The 15654-nt window shown below is 63.3% G+C and carries 13 protein-coding genes and 1 pseudogene; 10 read left to right on the top strand and 4 right to left on the bottom strand.

Going from position 1 to position 15654, the window contains the following annotated elements:
• Positions 1-56: 56 nt before the first annotated feature.
• Both QF050_RS05150 and QF050_RS05145 read right to left on the bottom strand, forming a co-directional pair.
• Complete coding sequence (locus tag QF050_RS05150; protein ID WP_308929460.1) at positions 57-461, bottom strand: hypothetical protein; 405 nt, start codon at positions 459-461, stop codon at positions 57-59.
• A 691-nt stretch (positions 462-1152) separates the two neighbouring features.
• Positions 1153-2772, bottom strand: a complete 1620-nt coding sequence (locus QF050_RS05145; protein ID WP_308929459.1) for a helix-turn-helix domain-containing protein — start codon at positions 2770-2772, stop codon at positions 1153-1155.
• Positions 2773-2904: 132 nt separating this feature from the next.
• Between QF050_RS05145 and QF050_RS05140 the strand changes: the two genes are divergently transcribed.
• The 5 genes from QF050_RS05140 (at position 2905) to QF050_RS05120 (ending at position 7951) form a co-directional block, all read left to right on the top strand.
• A complete protein-coding gene (locus tag QF050_RS05140; RefSeq protein ID WP_308929458.1) occupies positions 2905-3795 on the top strand; it encodes an ABC transporter substrate-binding protein in 891 nt (296 codons plus the stop codon).
• Positions 3795-4805, top strand: coding sequence for an amino acid ABC transporter permease (locus QF050_RS05135; RefSeq protein ID WP_308929457.1), 1011 nt, complete (start codon positions 3795-3797; stop codon positions 4803-4805). Before QF050_RS05140 ends, QF050_RS05135 begins: the two co-directional genes overlap by 1 nt.
• Complete coding sequence (locus QF050_RS05130; RefSeq protein ID WP_308929456.1) at positions 4795-5574, top strand: amino acid ABC transporter ATP-binding protein; 780 nt, start codon at positions 4795-4797, stop codon at positions 5572-5574. The genes QF050_RS05135 and QF050_RS05130 overlap by 11 nt, the downstream gene beginning before the upstream one ends.
• Positions 5575-5740: 166 nt before the next feature.
• Positions 5741-6460 carry a gamma-glutamyl-gamma-aminobutyrate hydrolase family protein gene (locus QF050_RS05125; protein WP_308929455.1) on the top strand — a complete coding sequence of 240 codons (720 nt, stop codon included), beginning with the start codon at positions 5741-5743 and terminating at the stop codon, positions 6458-6460.
• 153 nt (positions 6461-6613) lie between these two features.
• A complete protein-coding gene (locus QF050_RS05120; RefSeq protein WP_308929454.1) occupies positions 6614-7951 on the top strand; it encodes a diaminopimelate decarboxylase in 1338 nt (445 codons plus the stop codon).
• 212 nt (positions 7952-8163) lie between these two features.
• Here QF050_RS05120 and QF050_RS05115 read toward each other — a convergent pair.
• Positions 8164-8331, bottom strand: a pseudogene (locus tag QF050_RS05115) (transposase); the annotation flags it as partial.
• Positions 8332-8348: 17 nt separating this feature from the next.
• Between QF050_RS05115 and QF050_RS05110 the strand changes: the two are divergent.
• A complete protein-coding gene (locus QF050_RS05110; RefSeq protein WP_308929453.1) occupies positions 8349-8651 on the top strand; it encodes a hypothetical protein in 303 nt (100 codons plus the stop codon).
• 336 nt (positions 8652-8987) lie between these two features.
• Positions 8988-9965 (top strand): alpha/beta fold hydrolase, encoded by a 978-nt coding sequence (locus tag QF050_RS05105; RefSeq protein ID WP_308929452.1) that lies wholly within the window; start codon positions 8988-8990, stop codon positions 9963-9965.
• 93 nt (positions 9966-10058) lie between these two features.
• On the opposite strand, the gene QF050_RS05100 is transcribed toward QF050_RS05105, so the two are convergent.
• Positions 10059-10631, bottom strand: coding sequence for an SRPBCC family protein (locus QF050_RS05100; RefSeq protein ID WP_308932103.1), 573 nt, complete (start codon positions 10629-10631; stop codon positions 10059-10061).
• Between the two features lie 409 nt (positions 10632-11040).
• Between QF050_RS05100 and QF050_RS05095 the strand changes: the two genes are divergently transcribed.
• The 3 genes from QF050_RS05095 to QF050_RS05085 are packed head-to-tail and all read left to right on the top strand — an operon-like array spanning position 11041 to position 15607.
• A complete protein-coding gene (locus tag QF050_RS05095) occupies positions 11041-11754 on the top strand; it encodes a TIM barrel protein (RefSeq protein WP_308929451.1) in 714 nt (237 codons plus the stop codon).
• Positions 11754-12887, top strand: a complete 1134-nt coding sequence (locus tag QF050_RS05090; RefSeq protein WP_308929450.1) for a Gfo/Idh/MocA family oxidoreductase — start codon at positions 11754-11756, stop codon at positions 12885-12887. Before QF050_RS05095 ends, QF050_RS05090 begins: the two co-directional genes overlap by 1 nt.
• On the top strand, positions 12884-15607 hold the full coding sequence (locus tag QF050_RS05085) for a glycoside hydrolase family 38 C-terminal domain-containing protein (RefSeq protein WP_308929449.1): 2724 nt from the start codon (positions 12884-12886) through the stop codon (positions 15605-15607). The genes QF050_RS05090 and QF050_RS05085 overlap by 4 nt, the downstream gene beginning before the upstream one ends.
• Positions 15608-15654 lie beyond the last annotated feature (47 nt).

Below are 15654 nucleotides of genomic sequence, written 5' to 3'. Positions count from 1 at the left end.
TGTCCGGATGCTACGTTCCCCGTGTACTGGGACGGCGGGTGGTGGCGTCCCTCAAATCAGTCTTCGAGGACGGCGCGAGCGGCTGCCATGTCGTGGAGATTCGGCAAGTGCTTTTCCTGTTCTTCGATCTTGCGGCGGTAAAAATCGTGGGCTGCTTGCTTTGTGATCCCCAATGCCTCACCGATCTGTGTCCACGTGGCGCCGCCCTCACGGGCAGACTTCATGACATACCAGCGCCTCGCCGTGAGCAGCTCAACTGCTTTGGCATTTGCCCGCAGCGCCTCCAGCGCGGCGACTTCCGATACCTCTGACAGAAAATGTGCTGCAGCTTCCAGCGCCGGATCATCGCCGGCGGGGGAAATGCCAGGCGATGCCTCGCCCCGGTTAAAGTCTTCCCACACTTTGAGCAGCTCGTGGACGTCACCGCTGTTGAGTGCCTGCTCCACTGACGCCTGATCCATGGCGTCAAGTTAGTTTGACGCCAGTCGCAGGTCAAGAGGAAGCACCGACTCCACGCCCGTCTCTAAAGTGCGGCAGATGGTGCCCCACTTACGTAGTGGGCCAAGTTCGCCGCGGACAAGAACAGCCCGTGGGAAGTTGAATTTAGGCCTGGTTTAGAGCACGGAGGTCCATGGTGATCGCAGTTGCACAAGTCCCAGGACGGAAAGCCGATAATGAAGATTCTGTCAGCGTGAGGGAGTGGCGGAGATCGTCGATCTACGGGTCTTCGGCCGCAAGAGGTGTGAAGCCCTTCGCTGCCACGATGCCCAAACCAGTCACGGTAGGCGCACCAGAGCAAGGCGCAACTGGCCGCCCAGCGCAGAAGCACGAAAGGCCCCCACTGGCGCATCAAGCGGCGCTGAAAGAAGCAAGATCGGCTTGGGCCGCTTGCGCTGCAAGTCGTCGTTCGGTAGGTACCTGCCATGCTCGGGATGCCTGTGTGGATTCCGTCAATGCCCGGCGATGATCCCGAGACCACCCGTAATGAGGAGCCGGCTTGCGGGAGGCCCGATCGACCGCCCAGCCCTTGCAAAGCGAGTCGAGTGTATTTGCAGCTGGACACAAGTGATTCGTAAGCCACTCCGTACCGTCCGAGCCGCTTTCGCAGGGCGAGCGGTGAGCTCATGTCAGTGCCGCGACGGCAGCACCCTGTTACGGCTCAGTAGCCGAGCCACGCTCGAGGTGGCGCAATTGTATCCAGATGCCCAGCCGGTCATCGGGGTGCTTGAAGTTTAGGCCGAACAGTTCGGAGACCCGCCGCAGCCGATACCGCAAGGTGTTTGGATGGACGTGAAGTACGGACGCAGCGGTCGATACGTCCCCTGCGGCCTCGAGCCAGGCGCTGATTGATGCGGCAAAGTCCGTGTTCCGGCGCCGGTCGTATGCCAGCATCGCAGCGATTCCAGGGTGCTGCAAGCGCGGCTCGCGGGCCAATTCGTCACCGACATGGTTAAGCAGCACTCTTGTGTGGACGTCGGACAGCCTCGCAACATTTGGCAGTGAGGCGTCGGCTAACGTTACCCGCAGGACGTCATCGACTTCCTGCCGGACGGCAGGGAGCTTTGCTGGGTCGGTTGTTGCCTGACCGACCGCTACCCGGACCCGATCGTTGAACGTTGGCGACATTGCACTCACTGCGCCCCGGGCAAGTCGAAGCGCCGCATCCAGCCCTCCGGATGGAAGCAGTACGTAGACAGCACGTGATGTCGTAGCAACTCCTGCATCGGGGCGAAGCGCGAATACGTAGCGCGATACGGCGCTACCAAGATGGGCCATGAGTGGTCCGGTACCTGTTGGGTCCGGGAGTAGAGCGAGCCCGCAGAGTATGAGTTCGGCATTTGGTGGCAGTGAGAGCCGGAACGCAATGTCATGAGCCGGCCATGATCCATTGAGGGCGCCAAGTATTGCGCTTTCTCGCATATGCCACTCCAGTTCGTCGGCATTGCGGCGGCGAAGGATGTGCATGACAGCTAGCGAAGCACCATCGATCAGCGCACGCTCTCCGTCGGCCGACAGGCCCTCCGGCGGCTCAATCGCCCAGATGCTTCCAAGGGGTTGCCGGCCCGCACGCATCGTGATGGCCGAACGCGGCCGTGTCCCGAGCTCCTCCGGGAAGTGGATGACACCCGCCGCTTCCAACAGCACACGGTACCGGCCCAGGTTGTGTGTGATCTCAGGGACGCGTCTGTTCAATATCCCTTCCCGTCGCAGCTCATCGATGGGTTGTCCGGGCAACGATGAGTATGCCAGGACCTTGCGGTCAAGGTCCTCAATCGAGACTGCGCCGCCGGCAACGGCCGCCAGCGCGTTGGCCAATGCGAACAGGTCGTCGCCTGCGGGCGTGTCCCCTGCCCCGGCACCCTGGGAGCCCAGCAGCGAGAGCAGGAGTGAGTCCAGATGGCGCCAGGGCACATCATCGTCGGCGGTCAGGACTGTTACCCCCGCAGCGATTGCCGCCGCGGCGAGGTCTGCCGCATCTACCCCTCGTTGCTTGATAACGATGCCGCAGTACCCCCGCAGGCGCGATGCGCTCAGAAGGTCTGTAGCAGCTGCGGAATCAGGTGTCAGTCCGGGTACCAGCAGCAACGCGTCAACCCCTTCAGGGAGGGGGTCTGCCGGGTCGTGCAAAAACGTGCCCCGGATCTGGTGATCAAGTCCCCGCGGAGCAGCGAGAACCCGCACGATCGGCTCGCCAATCCTGGCGAGCACTTCCCTGAGCGTGGCTACGTCGCCCTTACCGCCTGGGTTTCTTGAAAGATCAGACAAAGACATACAGCAAATCTAGGCCGGTCGGACGATGAACTGAAGGATTTAGGGCACCTACGCTAAGGGAACCGCTCGAACCGGTCACTAGTTCCACCCAACGCCCGACCCATCCCCAGCACCTGGCATTAAGGATTTCCCATGTCACTGAACCGAAAACACCTGCTGGCCACCGCGCTCTGCGGTGTGCTGACTTTTACAGGCCTGACGGCGTGCAGCACCTCTTCGGCTCCGCCATCGACGGCGGACGCCAAGCTCGCCTCGCTTCTTCCCAAGCGGTACGCCAATGGCATAAACGTCGCCAGCGGGGTCTACCCGCCCATGACCACCCGAGATGAAGCGGGTAATTTCGGCGGTTTCGATTACGACCTGGGCCAGGCTCTTGGCGAACGACTTGGCACCAAGTTCACTTTCACGACCCAGGACTTCACCAGCATCATTCCCTCCCTCCAAGCCGGCAAACACGACATCATCATGTTCGGAATGAATGACACGGCCGAGCGGCAAAAAGCGCTCAACTTCGTCGACTATTTCCAGGCCGGCCTTGCCATCGTCGTCAAGAAGGGAAACCCGGAAGGAATACATGGACTGCTCGACTTGTGCGGTCACACTGTGGCAGTGGCCAAAGGCACCACCCAAGCCCAGTTCGTCAGGGACCAGACGGACAGCTGTGCAAAAGCAGGTGCAGGCCCGATCATTCCGCTCGAGTTGCCGAGCGAAGGAGAGGCGCTGCTGGCTGTCCGTTCCGGGCAGGCCGTTGGCGACGTTTTGGACGCCGCACCTGCGGTGAATACAGCAGAAACATCGGGCGATGGCAAGCTTTTCGAGATCATCAACGATCCCCACAATCCAAAAGGGTTCGGTGCGGCGCCGACCGGCATCGGCGTTTTGAAGGCAAATGCCGACCTCACCCAGGCTCTTCAAAAGACGCTCCAGTCCCTGATCGAGGACGGCACCTATCAAAAGCTGCTGGACAAATACCATCTCTCGCAATACGCCGTCCAGACAGCCAAAGTTAACGGCGGTGCCTGATGCCTGCCCTGGAAATGAAACCGGCCACCGATGACAAGAGGCTCAGCGGCCATGACATCGTTGCCCGACCCCTGCGGCACCCTTGGAGATGGGTTGCCGCCGCCCTGATCGCTGCCGGCACCTCGTTGGGGATTATTTCGGTCTGGAACAACAAAAACATTGAACATGACGTCATCGCACAGTTCCTGTTCGACCCCCGCATCCTCAACGGGGTGCTCATGACCATTGTCCTGACCGCGTGCAGCATGCTGCTGGCAACTGTCCTGGCCACCATCCTCGCGGTCATGAGGCTATCGTCAAACCCTGTCATGGCTACCGTCGCGTGGGCCTACACCTGGTTCTTCCGGGGCACCCCGTTGCTCGTGCAGATCGTCTTTTGGGGCTATCTCGGTTTGTTGTATGCCAACATTTCAGTCGGGATTCCGATGACGGAGCTCACCATCTTCACCGCACCAACCCCTACCGTAGTGACCCCCTTTATTGCCGGCCTGCTCGCACTTGCACTGAACGAGGCGGCCTACGCCTCTGAAATCGTGCGAGCGGGTCTGCTCTCGGTTGATCCAGGCCACGTCGAAGCGGCGAACTCCCTGGGCATGTCGCCCCGCTACACCTTGCGGCGCATCGTCCTGCCGCAGGCAATGCGTATCATTATCCCCCCGATGGGCAACGAGACGATCTCGATGCTGAAGAACAGTGCCCTCCTGCAGCTGATCGCGGTCCAAGAGCTATATACCCGTGCCAGCGACATTTCCGCGCAAAATCTGCGCCAGGTCGAGCTGCTGGTCGTGGTCAGCATCTGGTACCTGCTCCTCACAACGGTGCTCTCGGTGCCGCAGTACTTCCTCGAGCGCCGCTATGGACGCGGTGTAGGCCGCCGCGTCACCACCCCGTGGCAGCGGCTACGTCATCTCAGCAGCAAGTTCCAGGAGATGCAGATCAAACGCGCTCCCGTCAATCCATCCCACACCGACCACGAAGAAGCCGTGAAGGAGGACAAACATGTCCGCTGAGAACACGAACAACGTCCTCGTAGACGTCCGAGGCGTTCGCAAGGCCTTCGGCAGCCTGCGCGTGCTGGATGACATAAACCTCTCCGTTCGCCGAGGCGAGGTCCTATGCCTGCTCGGCCCATCGGGGTCCGGCAAGTCAACCTTGCTGCGCTGCGTCAACCACCTTGAACGCCTCGACGGTGGCAGCATCTACGTGGACGGGGAGCTTATGGGCTACCGACCCCATCGCGGAGGCTTGCGGGAGATGAAGCCCGCGGAGATCGCCAAACAACGCCGCCACATTGGCATGGTGTTCCAGCGGTTCAATCTGTTTCCCCATCTCAGCGTTCTGGAAAACATCACGGAGGCGCCCACAGGGGTAAGTCGCACGCCCCGCCAGAAGGCGCGCGCCACCGCACTGGAACTACTCGACCGCGTCGGACTTGCCGAAAAAGCATCCTCCTATCCCGCCCAGCTTTCAGGCGGCCAGCAACAACGAGTTGCCATTGCCCGCGCTCTGGCGATGTCACCCAAACTCATGCTCTTCGACGAGCCAACATCGGCGCTTGACCCCGAGCTGGTAGGCGACGTCCTCAGCGTTATGCGCGATCTCGCCCGCAGCGGCATGACGATGATTGTGGTCACTCACGAGATCGGTTTCGCCCGCGAAGCCGGGGATCAGGTTGTCTTCATGGACGGCGGCGTCGTCGTGGAGTCCGGCGCTCCCCGCGACGTGTTGGAAAACCCTCAGAATCAGCGGACACGCGCCTTCTTACACAGCGTTCTCTAGCCGAGCGTCCTGAGACCTAGCCGGCAACGCCCCCCAATCGAACCATCGGAGACGACGTCGTTCACCCGATGCCAGTCCACCAGGCCGGGCAAATGCCCAGCCCGCTTGCGCTGCGGGCCATACTCCTCGCCCACTACGCGGCATCCACCACATCCGAAAGGACATCATGAGCAAGCGCCCGACCATTGCGCTCACACTGGGCCGTGACCTGCCCCACGACCCCAACAACTACAGGATCGCCGAAGCATACAACAGCGCTCTGCTAGCTGCCGGCGCCATTCCAGTCGCCATCGCGCCCGGGCTCGATCACGCAGCAGTACAGAGCGTTCTCGATCTCGTCGATGGCTTGCTGCTGCCAGGAGGAATCGATCCACACCCTCGGCTATTTGGCGAAGCGCCTGATCCAACTACCAATATTGACGAGGAACTCGACAGCCTGGAACTCCTGGTCATCGCCGAGGCGATGCGTCGCAGCATGCCGATTCTCGCGATCTGCCGAGGTGCCCAAATTCTCAACGTTGCACTCGGTGGCAGCCTCATCCAGGATCTGGAACCTGGACCAATCCAACACAAGCAAGAAGGGCAACTTGATATCACCACCCATGACCTCAACCTCGACCCGGATTCACGTCTAGGACGGCTCCACGGACAGACAAAGTTGCGGATCAACAGCCTCCATCATCAGGCGATAGCGCGCATTGCACCTCCACTTCGCGTCGTTGGACGCTCCGAAGACGAAGTGATTGAGGCAATCGAGTCAATCGATCGTTCGCATTGGATTGTCGGCGTGCAGTACCACCCGGAATGGCTGCGTTCCGACGGCCACGACCCGCTTTTCGAGGAGTTTGTCGCCAGGGCCCAAACCTATGAATCCGTCCCCGCATAAGGACCCGGATGGATTTGCCCGCCAGCAGATCAGTGCCTTGGCGGCATGCCCAGTCGTGATTGCCCCCTCCCACGCGAGGTCCAGACCAGACCCATACGGTCGCCCCATCAAGCCAAGAGTGAACGAATTAGTGATTTTTGAGAAAGGCGAAGAGTGAAAAACCTAGAGGCCTCCCAGCGGCGGGAGCTGATCCTTGAGACGGCCATCCGGCAAGGACTGCTGCACCCCGAGGAAGCTTTGGTCGCGGGTTTCATCGACCTGGACGCGGTCGAAGAGAACGTCAAGGCCCTGCACACCGCCTTCCCCGGCAACCCCGGCACACTCCACGCATTTGCGGCCAAGGCCAATTGCCTCGTCCCTGTCCTCTCCATGCTCAAAGACTTGGGCATGGGCTGTGAAGTAGCCAGTGAGGGCGAACTTGCCCAGGCCCTCGCCGCGGGGTTTCCCCCCGACAGGATCGTTTTCGATTCCCCCGCGAAGACCCGGGGGGAACTGCGGCAAGCCCTCTCACTGGGCGTGGCCATAAACGCCGACAACTTCCAGGAACTCGAGCGCATCGACCATCTTCTGGGCCAGTCGCCGTCGGCCTCCAAGATCGGCATCCGTATCAACCCACAGGTCGGCCTGGGCGGCATAGAGGCCATGAGCACCGCAGGGGCGACGTCGAAGTTCGGAATCGCATTGACAGACCCCGGCAGCAGGGCGCGCCTGTTCGAGGCCTACCGTAAATATCCTTGGCTCAGCCGCGTCCACGCCCACGTTGGGTCCCAGGGATGCCCCCTGGCGCTTATCGCAGACGGGATAGCACGGGTTGTGGACTTCGCCGATGAAGTAAACGAAACACTCGGCCGCCAGCAGATCAGGGCCATAGACATCGGAGGCGGCCTGCCGGTCGATTTCGAGAGCGACACGATGGAATCGAGCTTTGATCCCTACGTCCGCGAGCTGCGAAAAGCAGTGCCGGGTCTGTTCAACGGCAAATACGAAATCATCACCGAATTCGGCCGGACCATACTGGCGAAGTTCGGATTCCTGGCGGCGCACGTTGAATACACCAAAACCAGCGGCGGCCGCCGGATCGCCATCACCCATGCCGGGGCGCAAGTCGCCACCCGAACCGTATTCATGCCGGAGGCATGGCCCATTCGCGTCCAAGCGCACGACCGCCTTGGACGGCGAAAACCAGGGGAACCCGTCGCCCAGGACATCGCAGGACCCTGCTGCTTCGCCGGCGACTTGATCGCCCGGAACCGGCTCCTGCCACCGCTCGAACAAGGCGACATCATCACCCTCCTCGACACCGGCGCGTACTACTTCTCCACACCCTTCAGCTACAACTCATTGCTCGAACCAGGCATATACGGAGCAAAAATCGACGCCGAAGGAAGCATAAAATTCACCACACTCCGACGTCCCCAAAGCATCCCGGAACTACTGGAGCGGACAGGGCTGAACCAGCTTCCCTCCCTGGCTATCCCCCAATCAATCTAGAAAACAACGACAGGAACCAATCGGGAGGTACAACCCTCCCGAGCCGGAGCATCCTACAGACCTAGAAGTCAGCGTCCCAAAGGGAATCCTTCATTCGGCGGACTATCTCCAGCGGCTTTCGGAGAGTCTCCCACCCCATCGGTTGCGGGACTGTCCGATAAACGATGTGTGGAGTCCGGCCGGTTTTCATTAGGGGATGGCTCTTTCGAGGCGGCCGCCGCGCTTAGCGCAGGCTTCCACCTCATCACCCAGCGTGCCCTGCCGCCGCCGGTTGGCCCAGGGATCCGGCGACCAGGTACAGGCACCTCAGGGCAGCGGTCTCGTTCGGAAAGTGCCCGCGCCCGCACGGCCCTCCGACACCGGGCGTTGATCGACTCGACGAAACAAAGGAGGACTCGTGTCCCACGAACCACATCTATCGGTGACCAGCGTTGCCTTCCCACTAATGGGCGGCGACAATTTCCCAAGCCGACCGCTTCCTCTGTCCCTTGAGGTCACCACTGTGGAGGAGCCATGGCGCAGAGACGAAAAGCTTTGCCGTGCGGTCAACGTACTCATACCCTTCGCCTTGGAACACAAGCAGGGAATCCTCGTCATACAACGCGACTACGGCAAGTACATCGTCCGCGTCGATCAGGAAGTGCCATGCGGCGTGACTCACGAAACCCGTCATCAAAACCTGCAAAAGGGGAAATCATGATTAAGATCCTTGGCTTGTGAACCCTTCCTAATGAGTTACACCCCAACCTGACGTCCGGTTGGGGTGTGGTAAGTGTCAGAATAGGGCCCTACACGGGACTGATTGCACGGACCGCCGAACAGTCTGAGAATCCTGACAAGTTTGAAGTACTTCTCCACATGCTCGCCTGCCTGAGAGAGCCGTACCGACTACCCCAATGCGACACACAAACCGCTCCGCACCGTGACTGAAGTTCTGGAGATGGCTTTTGCGGAATGCCCCCAACCTTGACGGCATCAACCTGACCAGGGTTAGGCTCACCACGAGCCAGCGACGGCGCCGCCACAGGAGGAATACATGTCACTGCAGGAAATCGAGTTCACGTCCGCCAACGGCCGCGACACCATCCAGGCGTGGGTCTACGAACCCATCGGCAAGCCCAAGGGGATCGTGCAGCTGATCCATGGGCTCGGCGAGCACTCCCGCCGCTACCTGCACCTCATTTCCACCCTGGTGGACACGGGATTCATCGTGGTGGCAGGTGACCACGCCGGGCACGGGCGCACGGCCATGCAGCAGGGCACCTGGGGCGACGCCGGAGACAATGCCGCCAGCGTGGTGGTTGCCGATGAACTCACCCTGCAGGCCAAAGCCCGGGAGGGACTCCCCAAGCTTCCGTACGTGGTGTTCGGCCACAGCTGGGGATCCATGATTGCGCGCGGCTTGGCCATCAATCCAAAGGCGCAGCTTTCCGGCCTGATCCTCTGCGGCATCGCCGCCCAGATGCGGGGCATCGAGACAATGATCAACCGGCCCGAACTGGCACGGCTTGCCTCCGGCGAGCGCGCTGCGGAGCCCGCGCCCGAGGAACTGGTGGGCCAGTTGTTCGACGGTTTCCTGGGCCGCTTCGGCGAAGGTGCCGGCCCCACTGCCTGGGTGGCGCTGGACCCCGACGTCGTTGCCGACCACGGGCGGGATCCCTTCAACAACTTCGGCGCACCGCTGAGCGCGCGCTTCCTGCAGGGCTTCGTGGACCTCTACGACCAGGTCAACGCCGACGACTGGTACAAACAGCTCCCCGCGGACCTCCCTGTCCTCATCCTCGCCGGCGACCAGGACCCCGTGACCAACTACGGCGAAGGGGCCTACCACGTGGCCAACCGCCTGGCTGATTCGGGCCACGCGGACGTCCGCACCCGCGTCTTCCCCGGCGTCCGGCACGAGGTGCACAACGAACCCACCACCCGCGCCGAAACCGAGCGCGAGACGGTCGAGTTCATCCAGCGGGTCTCGCACCAGCGGCAGGACTCCCCCACGCCGTCAGCCACATCCTGACGGTCCCGGGGAAAGCAGCCCGGCGGCAGGTTACGACGACGGCGCCCGGCCCGCCGCCGTCGTCGAACCTTCCAGCAAAACCAGACCGGCACGTCAGGCGTGCGTTGCCTTCCCCGGCCAGCGGGGCCGGCGTGAAAAGGTGGGCCCCGCTGGCGGCGGAACCCTGGCAGGGTCGGCGCCGGGCCGCCGTCGGCGCAGTTCCAAGGCCAGCGCCTCCTGACCGCGCGCCATCGCCCACCGGTGGTTCGCGGCAAAGGCCGGCTTGAGCAGCCAACTCAGCCGCCGCAGCAGCGGCTTCGCCGCGCTGACCCGCCACTCGTAGGTGACCACCGTTTCGGGCCCGTCCTGCTTGAACGTCCAGCGTCCGGTGCCGTTGAGGTCGCCCCGCGCGGAGATGGCGAAACCGTGCTCCGTGATGGGCTCGGTGACGGTGAGCCGCCACTTGAGCGTGTACGGCAGCCAGCCTTTGGTGTGGAGGAAGAACGCCTTCCCGGTGCCATCCGGGTTGCCCGGCACCAACTGTTCGACCGCCAAATACACCGACGGCCACCAGCGGGGAAGCGTGCCGGCATCGCCCAGGATGTCCATGACCTCCCGCGGGGTACCCGCCACGCGCCAGACGGTCAGGAATTCGTAGTCAGTGCTGCTGTTCGAAGTGCCGGCCATTGGTGCCTCCACGGCGAGGATGAATAGGCGGCCAACAGTACTCACGCCGTTGTTTGTGGTCAACGGGCGGCCAGCAACCCTCTTACTCAACTAAATTGATTTAGTGCGGAGTGTGGGCTAGATTACTTTTGTCCAGACTTGGTCCCTCCTGGCCGCTCAAGCTGCCGGCTCACTGGGGCCGCGTGACTTTCCCTTTTGCCTTGCGAGGAGTTTCCCTTGATCGGAGTTGCGGGTGCACCCGTGAGTTTTGGCGTCTTTGACTTAGGCGCAACAGCAGGAGGCCGCGTGCCCGGGCCGGACGAGGTCTGCGCGGTCCTGAGTAAACACGGATATACCGGGATCGATCTGGGGCCGGTGCGGATTTCTCGGCCGCGGCCCGAGGCTCCGTAGCCGGCTGGAGGAGTACGGGTTGTCCCTCGCCGGCGGCTGGATCGATCTTCCCTTCACCGACGACGACGCCTTTACCGCGGCGCTTCCGTCGCTCTCGGTAGTACTTGACGTGTTTGACGAAGCCTCGGCCGGGCTGCGGGGCCACCTGCCGCTGCCGACTCTTGCGGACAGCGGCTCCGACCGCCGTCGGGCGAATCCGGGAGGAGGCGCGCACGTGGCCCTCGACGCGGAGGGCTGGACCACGGTGGCCCGGAACGTGGCCACCGCCGCGCGCCTGGTGCGGGACCGCGGGTACGAACCCACCTTCCATCACCATGCCTGTACCTACGTGGAAACACCGGAAGAGATCGAGGAGTTCCTCGATTGCACTGACGTGGGCCTAACGCTGGACACCGGCCACCTCATTCTTGGTGGCGGTGATCCGGTGGAAAGCCTCGGGCTGTGGGGGAAACGGATCAACCACGTCCACATCAAGGATGCCCGGGCCGACGTCCTGAGCGCCGTGGTCCGGGACAAAGGGGACATGCGTGATGTCTGGGCCGGGAAGGCATTCGTGCCCCTGGGCGACGGCGACCTGGATGTGGAGACGTTCATGGACGGTCTGGCGCGGACAGGCTATGACGGCTGGCTGGTGGTGGAGCAGGACACCATCCCCCAGCCTGGCGACGACCCAGACCTTGCAGACAAACACCATGCCATCAACCGCAACGTACTCAGAAAGTGGATCCCCTAATGACTTTGCTTCGAATCGGAGTTGTGGGACTGGGCGCCGTTGCCCAGTCCGTGCACCTGCCCCTGATCACAAGGCGATGGGATCTGTTCGACCTCGTTGCGGTGGCAGATCTCTCCCCCGCCCTGCTTGGCCGGGTAGGCGCCCAATACGGCATCCCGGCCGGGCACCAGTACCACAACCTGACCGACATGCTGGCCGGTGAGGACCTGGACGCCGTCTTGCTGTTGACCTCGGGATCCCACGGCCAGCCGGCCCTGCAGTGCATCGAAGCAGGGGTGGCGGTGCTGTGCGAGAAGCCACTGGCGTTCTCCCTCGGGGAGATCGAACTGCTGCGCAAAGCCGAGCAGGGCCAGGGCCGGCCAATGCTCCTGCTGGGCTACATGAAGGAGTACGACCCCGCCGTCCTGACCCTGAAAGAACGGTTGCCAGGCCTGAAAGACACGCGGTACGTCAACGTGGAAGTGCTCCACCCCGCCGGCTCCGCGCAGCTGGCCTTCGCCAACCTCCACCCGGGAGCCCGGGACGTCCCCGCCGACGTGCTCTCCGGGCTGGTGGAAGCCGACGAACAAAAGCTGGATGCAGCCCTGGGCAAAGACAGCCCCGGCCTGCTGCGGCGGCTCTACTCAAACGTCATCCTTGGCAGCCTCATTCACGACATCGCGGTGGTCCGGGCGCTGGTGGGCCCGTTGCAGGCAGTCGATTCCGTCCTTTACTGGGCAGAACAGGACGATCCGGGGTCCATCGAAATAGCTGCGACAGCTGCCGAGGGGGTCCGCGTGCACTTCAATTGGCATTACCTGGCCGACTACCCCGCGTACCGCGAAACCGTGACCGTCCACCACACCACGGGCAGCGGAAAACTGGAATTCACCGTCCCCTACCTCCTCAACGCCCCCACCAGGCTGCAGATCACCGAGAAAGCCGGCAGCGGGGTCTCCGACTCCCTGTTCGCCGACGTCACGGAAGCATTTGAGCAGGAACTCGTCGCCTTCCACAGGATGGTGGACGGTCAAGCGACACCTCCCACCGGGATCGCCGAAGGTGAGGCGGACGTCCGGGTCGCCCAGCTGATCGCCGCAGCCCTGGCCGAGTCCCTGCAGCTCTCCCTCGGCGGAGAGGCGGCCTCGGCATGAGCCCGGTAGAGGAGACCGGCATCGTCCTGGTACCCCACACGCACTGGGACCGGGAGTGGTACGAACCCTTCCAGGTGTTCCGCTTCAAGCTGGTCCAGATGTTCGACACCGTCCTGAAAATGGCGGAGGAAGACCCACGGTTCCGGTTCACGCTTGACGGCCAGACGGCCGCGATCGAGGACTACCTGGAAATCAGGCCCGAAAACGAAGAGCGGGTCCGCGCCGTGGTGGCCAGTGGTCAACTGGCGCTGGGCCCCTGGCAGATCCTGCTCGACGAATTCCTGTGCTCGGGCGAGACCATCATCCGCAACCTCCAAATGGGCATGGCGGGCGCCCGGCGGCTGGGCGGGTACATGAATGTGGGCTACCTGCCCGACATGTTCGGCCACGTGGCCCAAATGCCGCAGATCCTGAGCCGGGCCGGCATCGCCCACGCCTGCCTCTGGCGCGGAGTGCCAGCCAAAGTTTCCGGGCATTCGTTCAGGTGGGAAGCCCCGGACGGATCATCCGTCCGGGTGGAATACCTCTTCGACGGATACGGCAGTGCCCTGGACCTCCTGGCCATTCCCGAACACATCCCGCACGCGTTGGCGGAATACCGGCAACAAACCGCCGACAGGTACCGCGGCGACCCCATCCTGGGCATGGTCGGCACCGACCACATGCCGCCGGACACGGCACTGATGCGCCACGTGGACACGTACGGTTCACCCGCCTTCCCCATCCGCGTCGGCACGCTGGAAGAGTACGTTTCGGCCTTCGACCCGGAGGATGCGCGCCTGGAGGCAGTGCGCGGGGAACTCCGCTCCCATGCCCGGGGCAACATCCTTCCGGGTGTCTTCTCCATCCGCCGCAACCTCAAGATCGCGATGGCCGCCGCAGAGCGGATGGCCTTGGACGCCGAACGGCTGGCGGCAGCCCATCTGGGCGTCGACTTCGAACCCTTCATCAGCATGTCCTGGCGCCGCATCATCGAGTCCACCGCGCACGACTCCGTGGTGGGCTCCGGCACCGATGAAACCGTCAGCCAGGTAGAGGCGCGGCTGCACGAAGCAGCCCAGATAGCCCGCGCCGCCCGCGACGAAGTGGCCCTCTCGGTGGCCGGCGGCATCCCCAGCGACGCGTTCGTGGCGTTCAATACGTTGCCCGCGGACCGCAACGTGGTGGTGGAACTCGACGTACCTGCCCCGGAAGCAGGACTGCCCGTGGCCGCCATGACCGGCGACGGCACCCTGCTGCCGGTGCAGGAAACCGAGCACGCCCCCACCATGCTCGGTGATGAGACCATGGACGCCTCCGTCCTGGTGGAACGCATGATGAACCGCATCCACGGACGCGAATTGTTCGGCCAGCTCATCGAGCAGTACCGGGTGGCACCGTATTCCCTCGAGTTCGATGTGGCGCAGGTGCCCACGGCCCCGGTGTTCGACATCGTCGCGTTCAAGGCCGAACTGGCAGCCGCCGTCGAGGCACACCCCGGCGACTGGAAAGTCCGGATCGTCGCCGAACCCCGGCGCCGGGTGCTGGTGGGCGTCCCCGTCGCGGCCATGGGCATTACCCCGTTCAAGGTCTTCCAGGCAGAACGCCCCGAACCGGAGCACATCAGCTGCGACGACGGCATTCTGGACAACGGACTCATCTCGGCGCGCATCGGCCCGGACGGGGACGTCACCCTGACCGGGGCGGACGGCACCGTCCTGCACGGTATCGGCAGGCTGGCTGACGGCGGGGACTGCGGGGACAGCTACAACTACGGCCCTCCAGCCGTGGACAGGATCGTCACTGACCCTTCCCGGGTGGCCGTGGAGGTCGTCGAACGCGGACCCGTACGCGCAGTCGTCAAGGTCACCAGGCACTACTCCTGGCCGCGTTCCCTGGACCGCAGCATGGGGAGCCGGGACAACGACACCGTCGACGTTCCGGTCCACACGTTCGTGGAGCTGCGCCGCGGTGAACCATTCGTTCGGCTTCGCGTCCAGTTCACGAACGAGGCAGCAGACCACCGGCTGCGGATGCACATCCCGCTCCCTGGCCCCGTGGAATCCTCCGCGTCGGAAGGCCAGTTCTCCATCACCACCCGCCCGCTTACCGCAGAGGGCGGCGGCGGCGAATTTCCGCTTCCGACGTTCCCCGCCTACACCTTCGTGTCCGCGGGACCAGCTACCGTGCTCCTGCACGACGCCACCGAGTATGAGGTGGTGGATGGAAAGGAACTGGCGCTCACGCTGCTGCGCGCCGTGGGATCGATCAGCGTCAACGTGCACCCTCTTCGTGACGAACCGGCCGCCTCCGAGATCCCCATCCCGGGCGCGGAAGAAGCAGGAACCCAGGTGGACGTCGAATTTGCGGTCATGGCCTCCGCGCAGGGTTACCGCAGCGCGGACGCGGTGCGGCTCGCGGACCACTTCAACGCACCCGGCCTGGCCGTACGCGGCCGCGGCACCCCGGCACCCACGGTTCCGGCGCCTGCGGAAGGCCTGCGGCTCAGGGGGGATGGCATCCGGTTGAGCAGCATGCGCCAGGTGGGCGACGACGTCGAAATCCGTGTTGTCCTGCTGGCCGAACAGCCCACCGGTGGCGTGGTGACCGGCCCCTTCGGCGGCGTGTCCACCGTTGACCTGGCGGGCCGGACGTTGTCCTCGGAACCGGCTGACGGTGAGTACAAGTTCGAGCTGGATCCGTGGGAAATCCGGACACTGCGCCTGACTCCCTCGAAGTAATTGCCACAACAGATACGCCCCGTTTCACCAGAAGCGGGGCGTATCTG

The sequence above is a fragment of the Arthrobacter sp. SLBN-112 genome, from assembly GCF_030944625.1.
GTDB lineage: Bacteria > Actinomycetota > Actinomycetes > Actinomycetales > Micrococcaceae > Arthrobacter.
The sequence above is the reverse complement of the archived record's forward strand: the minus strand, read 5'-3'. Positions and strand labels throughout refer to the sequence as shown.

Coding starts and splice junctions, on each gene's coding strand:
- QF050_RS05150 (WP_308929460.1), bottom strand. CDS start 461: ATGGATCAGGCGTCAGTGGAGCAGGCACTCAACAGCGGTGACGTCCAC.
- QF050_RS05145 (WP_308929459.1), bottom strand. CDS start 2,772: ATGTCTTTGTCTGATCTTTCAAGAAACCCAGGCGGTAAGGGCGACGTA.
- QF050_RS05140 (WP_308929458.1), top strand. CDS start 2,905: ATGTCACTGAACCGAAAACACCTGCTGGCCACCGCGCTCTGCGGTGTG.
- QF050_RS05135 (WP_308929457.1), top strand. CDS start 3,795: ATGCCTGCCCTGGAAATGAAACCGGCCACCGATGACAAGAGGCTCAGC.
- QF050_RS05130 (WP_308929456.1), top strand. CDS start 4,795: ATGTCCGCTGAGAACACGAACAACGTCCTCGTAGACGTCCGAGGCGTT.
- QF050_RS05125 (WP_308929455.1), top strand. CDS start 5,741: ATGAGCAAGCGCCCGACCATTGCGCTCACACTGGGCCGTGACCTGCCC.
- QF050_RS05105 (WP_308929452.1), top strand. CDS start 8,988: ATGTCACTGCAGGAAATCGAGTTCACGTCCGCCAACGGCCGCGACACC.
- QF050_RS05100 (WP_308932103.1), bottom strand. CDS start 10,631: ATGGCCGGCACTTCGAACAGCAGCACTGACTACGAATTCCTGACCGTC.
- QF050_RS05090 (WP_308929450.1), top strand. CDS start 11,754: ATGACTTTGCTTCGAATCGGAGTTGTGGGACTGGGCGCCGTTGCCCAG.
- QF050_RS05085 (WP_308929449.1), top strand. CDS start 12,884: ATGAGCCCGGTAGAGGAGACCGGCATCGTCCTGGTACCCCACACGCAC.